The organism is Janthinobacterium goodfellowi, from assembly GCF_051380695.1.
GTDB lineage: Bacteria > Pseudomonadota > Gammaproteobacteria > Burkholderiales > Burkholderiaceae_D > Janthinobacterium.
On the sequence record NZ_JBNYXN010000004.1, the window covers coordinates 222716 to 233829 of the forward strand.

Below are 11114 nucleotides of genomic sequence, written 5' to 3' on the forward strand. Positions count from 1 at the left end.
CCGAAGGTGGCCTGGGCCGCTGGCGGCTGATTTAGCGTCCCACGGTCTGCCGCTGATCCTTGATGAACAGGGCCGTCAGCATGCCGATCACGCACACGCCGATCACGTAATAGGCGGGGCCCAGCACATTGTTCTTCAGCATCAGGGTCACGACCACGGGCGTCAGGCCGCCGAATATCGCGTACGACAAGTTGTAGGAAAACGACAGTCCCGAGAAGCGCACCTGCGCCGGGAATGCTTGCACCAGCACGTAGGGCACGGCGCCGACGACGCCGACGAACAGGCCCGTCATCGCGTACAGGGGCAGCAGCAGGTCGGGACGGCTGCCGACGGTGGTGTAGAAGAGGTACGTGGAAATGGCCAGCAGCACGGAACCGACGAAGATCACGCGCTTGCCGCCCAGGCGGTCGGCCAGCATGCCGGCGATGATGCAGCCGAAGGCCAGACACAGGGTTGCCACGGTATTGGCCACCAAGGTAGTGCGCGGGGCGATGTGGTGGATTTTTTGCAGCAGGGCCGGCGTCATCAAGATGACGACGACGATGCCGGCCGATAGCATCCAGGTCAGCAGCATGGACACAACGACGGCGCCGCGGTGGCTGCGCAGCACGGATTTCAAGGGCATTTCCGTCGCCAGCGCCTTGCGCTGCTGCATTTCCGCAAACACCGGCGTTTCATGCAGCCAGCGGCGCAGATACATGGCGCCGAAGCCGAAGATGCCGCCCAGCAGGAATGGATAGCGCCAGGCGCCATCGCTGATTTCTGCCGGCGTGTAGATGGTGTTGAGGCCCGTCGCCACGAGCGAGCCGAGCAGGATGCCCACCGTCAGGCCGGCCGTCAGCACGCCGCAGGCAAAGCCCGTGTAACGGCTCGGCACGTGTTCGGACACAAACACCCAGGCGCCCGGCACTTCGCCGCCCACGGCCGCGCCCTGGAAGATGCGCATCAACAGCAGCAGCAGCGGGGCGGCCAGGCCGATGCTGGCGTAGGTCGGCAGCAGGCCGATCAGCAGGGTCGGCACGGCCATCATCAGGATGGACAATGTGAACATGCGCTTGCGGCCAAGCAAGTCGCCGAAGTGGGCCATGACGATGCCGCCCAGCGGACGCACGACGTAGCCGGCGGCGAAGATGCCGAAGGTTTGCAGCAAGCGCAGCCATTCCGGCATCTCCGGCGGGAAGAACAATTGCCCGATGGCGTTGGCAAAGAAGACGAAGATGATGAAATCGTAGAATTCCAGCGCGCCGCCGAGGGCGGCCAGCGACAGGGTCTTGTAGTCTTGTTGCGTGAGGGGACGGCTTGCGGCGTGGAGTGCGGCGGTGTTGGAAGTAGGCATGTGTCTCGTTCTTGTGTGTTATCGGAGATTGCCAGATCTAGCATACGCATTTCCGCCGCGTGAGTAAACGCGGCGCGTATGGGGATCAGCCTCAGCTGTGCTTAATACAACGCCGCTATCATCCGCGTTGACTTCATTGGAAAGGACACAGTATGCACATCATGATCGTGGGCGCCAGCCGGGGCCTGGGACGCGCGCTGGTGGACGGTTTGCTCGCTGACGGCCATGCCGTCATCGGCGTATCGCGTCAGCAACCCGCCGACTTGCCTGCAGGTCCGGGCGTGCAGTTGCAATGGATCGCGGCGGACCTGGCCGCACCCGCCGAGGCCGTCGAACGCATCGCGCGCGTAGCGCCGGCCGCGCTGGACGCGGTGATCTACAACCTGGGCGTGTGGGAAGAAAAGGCCTTCAGCGACGACTACGCTTTCCTCGGCGATGCGGACGACGCCATCGTCGACATGGTCAATACGAATATCACGGCGACGATCTTGCTGCTCAAGCACCTGGTGCCGCGCTTGCTGGCCAGCAGCAAGCCGCAGCTGATCCTCACGGGCTCGACGTCCGGCCTGCGCCAGAGCGGCCGCCCGGAAGTGACGTTCAGCGCGTCGAAATTCGCCCTGAACGGCATCGCCGACGCCTTGCGCGAGGGTTTCCGCGCACAGGGGCTGGCCGTGACGGCGCTGCAGCTCGGTTATCTGAATACCTACGACGGCTTGTCCGTGCCGCTGGCGGACGCTAGCGCGCGCGGCGAAGGCGAACTGATTCCCGTGCATGACGTCGTCGCCGTCGTGCGCATGCTGCTGAACCTGTCGAATGCCTCGTTCGTGCGCGAACTGGTGATGCCGGCGCTGCGCGACGAGCGTTTTTAGCTTACTCCAAGCTTTACGTGTCTTTGCCGTCGGCCTCGACAAGCACCCGGCGCACGCAGCGCGCATAGCCGTCAAATTCGCGCGCGTTCTGGTAGGCGACGCCCGTGTCGAAATCCTTGCACCAGGCTTCGCCTTCGATGTCGCCCAACTCGTTCGACCAGTACCAGTTCGGCCGGAACGCCTCTTTCAATGTCGCATACAGCAAGGTCTGCTCGCGCCGATCCGGCAGGCTGCGGCCCAGGCTGGCAGCCCAGTTGGATGCGGCTTGCCAGGACTGGAATTCCAGCTCCCGCTCGTCCGGCAGCAGCACCAGGTGGTAATCGGGCGCGCCATCCCAGCCGAGGATCAGGCCGGCATAGCGCTCGCCCTGCCGCAAGGGGACGGGTGCGGCCTCCGCTGGCGCCAATGTGACCCGGCGCACGGCGCTGGCGCGGCCTGAATACGTCTTGCGATAGTTGTACTGGGTGCCGTTGTCGAAATCGTGGCTCCAGGCCATGCGGGGCAGGATGGCGTCCGCTTCCGACGACCAGTACCAGGCATCCGGGAAGGCGTGGCGCAAGTTGGCGTGCAGCAAGGCCAGCTCGCTGCGCGTGGGCAGGCAGGCGCAGCGCGCCGCGGCCCAGTCGAGCGCGGCTTGCCAGGGCAGGGCGCCGCCTTCGCCGGGCAGCAGGAACAGCTGGTAGCCGGGGGCGCCAGCGTGGCCAGGCATGATGCCTGCGTAGCGCTCGCCGGCAACGGCGCCCAGCACGCCAGGGCAATGCCCGAACCAGCCATCGTCTTCTTCCTCGGCAATAAAGGCCGCGACCAGCGCCTGAGGCGCGGGCGGCGCGCCGGCCAGCAGGGAGTTGAAGCAGTTGATGGCCGAGGCGTGGGGCGTACCGGCGCCATTGGCGATACCGACGAGAAACTCGCCCGCCCAGTCGGGCAAGGTGGCGATCAGGCGCGGCAGTTCGTGCAGCAGGGCCATGCAATAGGCCGTCTCGCCGTAGCGCCAGGCGGCGCGGTTGGCTATCTGATAGGCGCCGTAATCGTGTTCGGCTTGCACGGATTGAAAGATGGCCAGTGCATATTGCGCGCCTTCCTTGCCCGTCAGCGCATCGAGCATGGCGCAGTAGCGCTGGAAGCGCTGCTGGGCTTCATCGGGCGGCGTGGCGTTGTCGTCGTCCTGGACGATGTTGCCCACAATTAGTAATTCGGCTTTCCAGAGTTCAAAGGCTGTTGGCATCGGTGTGACTGGCGAAAGTGACGAAGGTGATTATTATGCCCGCGCCAGCCGTGTTTTAGCGTGCCGCTTGAACATGCTACAGTCCGCCACTGCCGCCGGCCCAGCGCGGCTTTGCCTGGATCAATGCGCTATGCCCACCTGGACTTCCCCGCCCCAACTCGTCGCCCTTGCCGCCTTGTATGCGCAGGCGCAAGCCCATCCTGGAACGATCAGCGACGCGGCCTTCATCGAGGCCGTCAAGGCTGCCCACTGGCCCACCAATTGTTGGAGTTACGTGGAAGCGTCGTTCGCCATCATCGCGCCCGCCTGCCTGCTGCGTCCGCATCTGACCGCCGAGCTGATCGCCTTGCCCATAGCCGCCATGATCGCCGGCGGCCTGGACGATGCGGGGCAAGTCATCGCGATTGGCCGGGCCTGCGCCATGCGCGACGCGCCGTACGTGGAGGTGAGCGAGGAGGGCAAGCACTGGCTGACGCAGGTGTGGCCGGGATTGGAGGGGGTGGTCGAGACCGTTTTCCGGGCCAGGCTGCAGGTGGCGCTGGCCGATGATGATGAATAAGCGATCAACAAACGCTGAGGCTTGACGCCGAAAGCCCGTTTACGTTAGGGTATACGTAACTACTTACACATATCCTGATCTCATGTCTTCCAATCTGCAAACCTACGGCTCCCTGATGCTGGCCAGTCGCCTGCGCCGTCTTTCCGATCAACTGTATGCCGGCGTCGATACCAGCTATCTGGCGGCCGGCGTCGAGCTGACGTCGCGTTGTTTTCCCTTGTTATTGCTGCTGCGCGACAATGGCCCGACGGCTATCACGGCCCTGGCCGCGCAGATTGGGCAGACGCATCCGGTCGTGGTGCAGCTGGGGCGCAAGCTGCTCGACGCCGGCGTGGTGGCGGAGCTGCCGGATGTCAAGGATGAGCGGCGCCGGCTGCTGGCGCTGTCCGACGCCGGGCAAGCCTTGCTGCGCGACATGGCGCCCCTGTGGGACGACGTGCGCGCCGCCGTCGATGCGGTGTTCGAGCAAGGCACGCCGCAGCTGATGGCCAGCCTGGACCGGGCCGAAGCGCGCCTGCAGGCGCAGGGTTTCGGCGAGACGATCGCCGCGTGCCGGCGCCAGCGCGAGCGGGCGGCTGTGGAGATCATCGATTACGCCGCCCAGTACGCAGCCGACTTCAAGCGCCTGAATATCGCCTGGCTGGAACGCTACTTTTATGTCGAGGCGCTCGACGACAAGGTGCTGTCCGATCCGCAACGCTCGATCCTCGACGATGGCGGGCAGATTTTCCTCGCGCGTTTGGACGGCAAGATCGTCGGCACCTGCGCCCTGATCCGCGCCGGCGGAGACAGCATCGAGCTGTCGAAGATGGCCGTCACGCCCGAATGCCAGGGCCTGGGCATTGCGCGCCGGCTGATCGAACGGGCCTTCGACGCCTTCGAGGCCAGCGGCGCGAAACTGTTGTTCCTCGAGTCGAACAGCAAGCTGGCGCCCGCCATCCGCCTGTACGAAAGCAGCGGTTTTAGCCACGTGGTGCGGCCGGCCGGCGACGCCCATTACCAGCGCGCCGACGTCTACATGGAGTGGCAGGGCAGGTAGCGCGCGCCAGGGCGCCACGCGGCGCTCCCCATCGGTCGTCTCCCGCGTTACAATACGTGCTCCCATAACGGAACCGTGGTTCCACTATCGAGAGACGCCGACGCCGCATGCCTTCCTTCCCGATGCCCTTCCCGCAGATGATCGTTCCCCCGGAGCCCACCCAGGCGCGCAGCAAGCAGGCGTTCGAGCGCCTGCTGCTGGTGGGTGAACAGTTGCTGGCGGAAAACCGTTTCGATGAAATCGGCGTGGCCGACCTGGCCAAACTGGCGGAAACCTCAGTGGGCACGTTTTACCGTTTATTGGGCGACAAGGACACCCTGAGCCGCTTGCTGCTGCAGCGCTTTTTTTCCGACATGGTGGAAAAAGTCGAAACCCTGACGGAGTTGCGCCAGTGGGAAGGGCGCAGCCTGGAAGACTTCATCCGCGCCATGGTGGCCATGTTCGTGGCCGTCAACACGGGCCGGCGCGGCGTACTGCGCGCCCTGATCACGCGCGCGTCGCAGGATGCGCAATTTCGCGACAGGGTGCACCAGATCAATCATCTGATCTCGCAGCGCACGGTCGCCGTGCTGGCCAGCAAGTCGTCCAGCATCCGCCACCCGAACCCCACGCAGGCGATGATGGTCGTGCCGCCCGTGCTGCTGGGCATCCTGAACCAGCATACCTTGACGGGTTCGCTATCCTTTTTGTCGGGCGCGGCGCTCGAGGATGAGCTGGTGCGTGTTGCTTTAAATTACCTGACTTCAGATATTTAGCGATTTAACTTGAAATCGGAATTCGGATTCCGTATTATGTTTTCCAACAGCAGGAAAACATATTCCTGCACCTGAACACAAAGCATGTTCAACAGCAAGGAGACAGAATGCGGCGTCACACGACATCCGATGTTCCATTGCATTACCTCGACCTGGGCAGGGAGCAGGGCGATCCTGTGTTTCTGCTGCACGGCCTCGGTTCCTGCGCCGAAGACTGGCGCCCGCAAATCGACGCCCTCGGCAGCAGCTATCGGCTGATCGTGCCCGACCTGCGCGGCCATGGCGCCAGTCCCGCGCCAAATGGCGACTGGCAGATCGGCGACTTCGCCAACGACCTCTTCAATCTGATGGACCAGCTCGAGGTGCCGCGCGCACATATCGTCGGCTTTTCCCTGGGCGGCATGGTGGGCCTGGAAATGGCCAACCGCGCCCCGGACCGGGTGGCCAGTTTGTGCCTGATCAACTCGCAACCGTTCCAGGGCAGCAAACCCGCGTCCTTGCTGTTTGCCTACTGGCTGCGCCGCACGGTGATCGCCACTTTCGGCCTGAAAGCCATGGGCAAGATCATCGGCAAGAAATTGTTTCCCGAGCCGGCCCAGCAAGTGCTCGTCGAGCGCTTCGCCACGCAGATGGCGGGCATGGACAAGCGCGCCTACCTGGCCGCGCTGGACGCCATTTTCCACTGGGATATCGACATCCATTTCCAGGCCCTGGCCATGCCCGTCTTCATCATGGCGGCCGACCAGGATTACACGCCCGTCGCCAGCAAGCGGGCCTTTGCCGCACAGTTTCAGCAGTGCGAGATCGAGATCATCGCGAACTCGCGCCATGCCACGCCCCTGGACCAGGCGCAGCGTGTGAATACCTTGTTGCAGTCCTTTCTCGCCACACATTCAAAATAAACAGGCCACTCGCCGCACGGGCCGAGGGCCGGAAACAGTCATCGCAGGGCAGGTGCACGCTTCACGCGCGCGGGTGCCGTTACGTCTTGCGATTCTGTAAACCGGCCGTCTTCCCTGGTGGTAAGCAAGCCTGACATTGGAGACGCTATGAAACTTGCTTTGAAATTGATGCCCGCCGCCCTCGCCGTTGCCGGCGCGTTTGCCACCCAGGCCCAGGCGCAGGAGGCCACTCCCGCTGCTGTCAGCGCCCAGGAAGCCAGCGATGCGAAAGAACGCATGGAAACCGTGACGGTCTCCGCCCGCCGTCGCGAAGAACGGCTGCAGGACGTGCCGCTGGCTGTCACGGCGTTTTCCGCCAAGGCCCTGGAACGGGCGAATATCCAGAACCTGGCCGACTTGCAGGAGCGCGTGCCGAACCTGACCGTGTACGCTTCGCGCGGCACGAATACCACCTTGACGGCCTTCATTCGCGGCGTGGGCCAGGCCGATCCCGTCTGGGGCGTGGACCCGGGCGTGGGCATTTATTTTGACGACGTCTACATGGCCCGTCCGCAAGGCGCCCTGCTCGACGTGTTCGACGTGCAGCGCATCGAAGTGCTGCGCGGCCCGCAAGGCACCCTGTACGGCAAGAACACCATCGGCGGCGCCATCAAGTACATTTCGCGTCCGCTGGCGAAGGAAAACGGCGCCTCGGCGGAAGTGGGCCTCGGCAATTACAATCAGCGCAACTTCAAGGCCGCCTTCAATGTGGCCAACGAGAGCGGCACCTGGCGCGCGCGCCTGGCCGCTGCCAAGCTGGACCGCGACGGATTCGGCCGCAACACGTTTAACGGCGAACAGGTCAGCGACCAGGACAGCACGGCTGCGCGCCTGTCCGTCGGCTACTTTCCGCAGGACATACCGCTCACCGTCGTGCTGAGCCTGGACGCCACGGACGACAAGTCCGGCGTGCGCGGCTTCCAGCGCATGGGCGTGAGCGCGTTTGATCCGCTCAAGCGTCCCGCCAGCACCAGCGCCTACGATATCCAGAGCGGCATGCCGGGCAACAACTTTACGCATAACCGGGGCGGCTCGCTGGTGGCCAATTACACGCTGTCGAACGACTGGTCCGTGAAAGTGATCGGCGCCAAGCGGCGTAGTTCCTCCGAGCAAACCATCGACTTCGACGGCTTGCCGCAGCCGATTGCCGACGTCTTCGGCGACTCGCGCGACGAGCAGAAAAGCCTGGAATTGCAGGCCTCGTACAGCGGCGACTATGGCGCCGGCGTGATCGGCCTGTACCGCTTCGAAGGCACGGCCGGCGGCGGCATCTACAACAACTTCCTGGGGCGCCAGTTCACGGCAGCCGTCAGCACGGTGGAGACGGACAGCACGGCGCTGTACACGGACTGGACCTGGCCGCTGGGCAAGGCGTGGAGCATCAATGCGGGCTTGCGCCACACGCGCGAGGAAAAGCGCGCCATCGTGCTCAACCGTGCCTTTGCCGACGTGGGCTTCACGCGGCCCATCCAGACAGTGGCCGACTTCGACAAGTCCTTGTCGGTCAGCAATACCTCGCCGAAAATTTCCGTGCGCTATGAAGCGTCGAAGACGACGAATTTCTACAGCAACCTGTCGCGCGGCTTCAAGTCGGGCGGCTACAACGTGCGCGCCAACAACCTGGTGGTGCCGGACTCGGCGCGGCCGTACAAGGATGAAAAGCTCGACGCGCTGGAAGTGGGCATGAAGTATGCGGCGCCGGACGACACCTTCGACGCCAACGTGGCCCTGTTCTACAACCGCTACAAGGATATCCAGTTGTCCGTGTTTACCAGCTACGTGCAGCCGGGCGGCGTGCCGGGCTTCTATGGCGACTTCACGAATGCGGGCAAGGGCACCGTGAAAGGCGCCGAGTTCGAGTTTTCGTGGCGGCCGAACCGCCAGTGGGAAGTCAACGGTTTCCTCGCCCTGCTCGATGCCAACTATGACGAGTTCATGAGCGGAGGCAAGAACATTGCGGATACGCAAAAGTTCAGCAATACGCCGGCCCGGCAAGTGGGCTTGAACGTGACGCGCACGGACCGCGATGTGTTCGGCGGCGCCTTGCGTAGCATGGTCGGCTATGGCTACCGCAGCAAGGTCTACCCGACGACGGACTTGAGCGAAACCCTGGCGCAGGGCGGCTACAGCATCTGGACGGCCGGTGTCGTCTGGGAAGCGCCGAAGAACTGGACCTTCAGTCTGCACGGCAGCAACCTGGGCAATAAACGCTACCGCACGGATGGCTACAACATTCCGGCCGTGTTCATCCTCGACGGTTTCTATGGTCCGCCGCGCCAGATCATCGCCAAGGCGGGCTACAAATTTTAGAGTTCTTCGCTGCCGGGGCTGGACCCGCCGGGTCCGGCCTCGCCGGCCGGAAGTGCCGGCTTGACGGGCGTCAAGCCGGGTCGTTGTCGCTGTTTTCGTCGTGAATAATAATCAGGAGACTGGCATGGCACATCTGCATCAACAACTGCGTCATTTATTTTCTGCACTCATCGCCGCTTGCGGCTTGCTGGCCGCGCTGCCGGCTGCCGCCGGGCAGTGGGACTTCGGTCTGTACGCGAGCCTGTGGGGCTCGCGCGAATACCAGGTCTGGCTACCGAGCAATTACAATCCGAATACGCCGCTGCCCGTGGTGCTGATGCTGCACGGCTGCGGTTCCGAGCCGAACAGCATGGCGGCCGTCAGCCGCTATAACGAGCTGGCCGACAGTGAAAACTTCATCGTCGTCTATCCGCGCCAGAATGTCACGGCCAACCCCATGCGCTGCTGGAATTTCATGCTGCCCCTGAACCAGGAGCGGGGCACGGGCGAACCGGCCGTGCTGATGGGCATCTTGAACAAGGTCAAGAGCAAATATGCGGTGCAGGACAGCCGCGTGTACGTGACGGGCATCTCGGCCGGCGGCGCCATGGCGTCCATCATGGCCGCCTGTTACTCCGATGTGTTCGCCGCCGTGATGGTGCATTCGGGCGGCATGTACAAGGGCGCCACCGGCCTGCTCACGGCCGCCGATTCGCTGTTCAACGGCAGTTCCTTCGACCCGAAAGTGCGGGGCAAGGATGCCTGGCGCTGCTCCGGTTCGCCGCGCCGCCTGATGCCGACGATGGTGTTCCATGGCACTTCGGACATCGTCGTCAACCCCGTCAACGGCGAGCAAACCATCGAGCAATTCCTGCAGACCAGCGACTACGGCGACGATGGCCTCGACAATGACAGCGTGCGCTACCGTGCCGACAGCATCGTGCGCCAGACGGTGCCGTACGGCCGCAGCTATTCCATCGACACCTACCTGCACAACGGCGCCGTCATCGCGCAAAAGTACACGGTCGAGGGCATGAACCACGCGTGGAGCGGCGGTCCTCCCGGCTGGCCATTCAGCGACGAGCTGGGCCCGGACGCCACCGTGATCAGCTGGAATTTCTTCAAGAATTACCAGCGCTGATGCTGTAAGGAAATTGACAGCTTGTACAATGGGGTGCAGCGATTGCGCCCCATTTTTTATGCCTGTGAAAGATCCCATGCCTGCTTGCCGTTTGCCGTCCTGTCTTGCCGCCGTACTGCTGTCCGCTTGCGCCGGCACCGGCTCGTCCGCGCCGTCAGCCGCCGACCTGCAAGCGTTCGAGCGTGCCGCCCAGCAAGACAGCATGCGCAGCGAGTGCGACTGGAGCGTGCGCTATGCGCCCGTCGCGCCCAGGGATGCCAGCGTGGCGCAACTGCAGGCCATCGCCACGGCGCGCTTGGCGGCCCTGCAACTGGTACCCGCCTGGACCTTGTCCATGCCCGGCAGCGAGGCGCACGCCTTCAATGACTCGGAGCAAGACCGTGCCGGGCTGCAATTGCTGCTCAGCATCGTCTTGCCGGCCATGGAGCGCTACCCGGCGGGCATCTTCGCGCGCACGGGCTTGCGCCACGTCGTGCTGGTGAAGGATTTGAGCGTGGACGGCCAGCGCCGCCTGGCCATGCCGGCGCCGGACATCGACAGCGTCGTCTACGCCGACAACCTGCTGGCCGCCCTGTGTCCATCCGGCATGGAATTGCGCGTGTACCACGAGTATTACCACTTCATCGAATACCGGCTGTTCGACGACTTCTATTACCGCGACCCCGCCTGGCTGGCCCTGAACCCGCCCGGCACGGGCTATGGCCAGGGCGGCGCCACGGCCTACGGCAAGGGTTTCCAGAACCTGGGCCACCCGCAGCCCGGGCTGGTGAGCCTGTACGCCGCCTACGGCCCCGAGGAAGACAAGGCGGAGGTGTTCGGCTGGATGATGGCGCCGGCGTATGCGTTGCGGCTGCAGCAGTGGACGGCGTTTGATCCCGCCTTGCTGGCCAAGCGGCAAAGGTTAACGGAAGTATTGGAAACCTTGGCGGGTTCTTACTAAATATCAAGTATTTCCTTGCC

10 protein-coding genes are annotated in these 11114 nt (G+C 63.9%); 8 read left to right on the forward strand and 2 right to left on the reverse strand.

The features are described from left to right. Positions 1-31: 31 nt before the first annotated feature. Entirely contained in the window at positions 32-1336 is a 1305-nt protein-coding gene (locus tag ACQ4WQ_RS16950; RefSeq protein WP_436498597.1) for an MFS transporter, read from the reverse strand. Positions 1337-1488: 152 nt separating this feature from the next. Here ACQ4WQ_RS16950 and ACQ4WQ_RS16955 point away from each other — a divergent pair, with 152 nt between their 5' ends. Next, positions 1489-2205 carry an SDR family oxidoreductase gene (locus ACQ4WQ_RS16955; protein ID WP_436498599.1) on the forward strand — a complete coding sequence of 239 codons (717 nt, stop codon included), beginning with the start codon at positions 1489-1491 and terminating at the stop codon, positions 2203-2205. Positions 2206-2218: 13 nt separating this feature from the next. Here the strand turns inward: ACQ4WQ_RS16955 and ACQ4WQ_RS16960 are convergent, their stop codons facing one another. Next, a complete protein-coding gene (locus ACQ4WQ_RS16960; RefSeq protein WP_436498601.1) occupies positions 2219-3388 on the reverse strand; it encodes an Lcl C-terminal domain-containing protein in 1170 nt (389 codons plus the stop codon). A gap of 172 nt (positions 3389-3560) precedes the next feature. On the opposite strand from ACQ4WQ_RS16960, the gene ACQ4WQ_RS16965 reads away from it, so the two are divergent. The 7 genes from ACQ4WQ_RS16965 to ACQ4WQ_RS16995 all read left to right on the forward strand — a co-directional run bounded on the left by ACQ4WQ_RS16965 (position 3561) and on the right by ACQ4WQ_RS16995 (position 11094). Beyond that, positions 3561-3989: a hypothetical protein gene (locus ACQ4WQ_RS16965; protein WP_436498603.1), complete on the forward strand. Its 429-nt coding sequence runs from the start codon at positions 3561-3563 to the stop codon at positions 3987-3989. A gap of 82 nt (positions 3990-4071) precedes the next feature. Beyond that, positions 4072-5028 carry a bifunctional helix-turn-helix transcriptional regulator/GNAT family N-acetyltransferase gene (locus ACQ4WQ_RS16970; protein WP_436498605.1) on the forward strand — a complete coding sequence of 319 codons (957 nt, stop codon included), beginning with the start codon at positions 4072-4074 and terminating at the stop codon, positions 5026-5028. Positions 5029-5135: 107 nt separating this feature from the next. Continuing rightward, positions 5136-5783, forward strand: a complete 648-nt coding sequence (locus ACQ4WQ_RS16975; protein WP_436498607.1) for a TetR/AcrR family transcriptional regulator — start codon at positions 5136-5138, stop codon at positions 5781-5783. A gap of 107 nt (positions 5784-5890) precedes the next feature. After that, entirely contained in the window at positions 5891-6685 is a 795-nt protein-coding gene (locus tag ACQ4WQ_RS16980; protein ID WP_436498609.1) for an alpha/beta fold hydrolase, read from the forward strand. A 147-nt stretch (positions 6686-6832) separates the two neighbouring features. Further along, complete coding sequence (locus ACQ4WQ_RS16985) at positions 6833-9034, forward strand: TonB-dependent receptor (RefSeq protein ID WP_436498611.1); 2202 nt, start codon at positions 6833-6835, stop codon at positions 9032-9034. A 124-nt stretch (positions 9035-9158) separates the two neighbouring features. Continuing rightward, entirely contained in the window at positions 9159-10154 is a 996-nt protein-coding gene (locus ACQ4WQ_RS16990; RefSeq protein WP_436498613.1) for an extracellular catalytic domain type 1 short-chain-length polyhydroxyalkanoate depolymerase, read from the forward strand. Between the two features lie 76 nt (positions 10155-10230). Further along, positions 10231-11094 (forward strand): hypothetical protein, encoded by an 864-nt coding sequence (locus ACQ4WQ_RS16995; protein ID WP_436498615.1) that lies wholly within the window; start codon positions 10231-10233, stop codon positions 11092-11094. Positions 11095-11114: the final 20 nt, after the last annotated feature.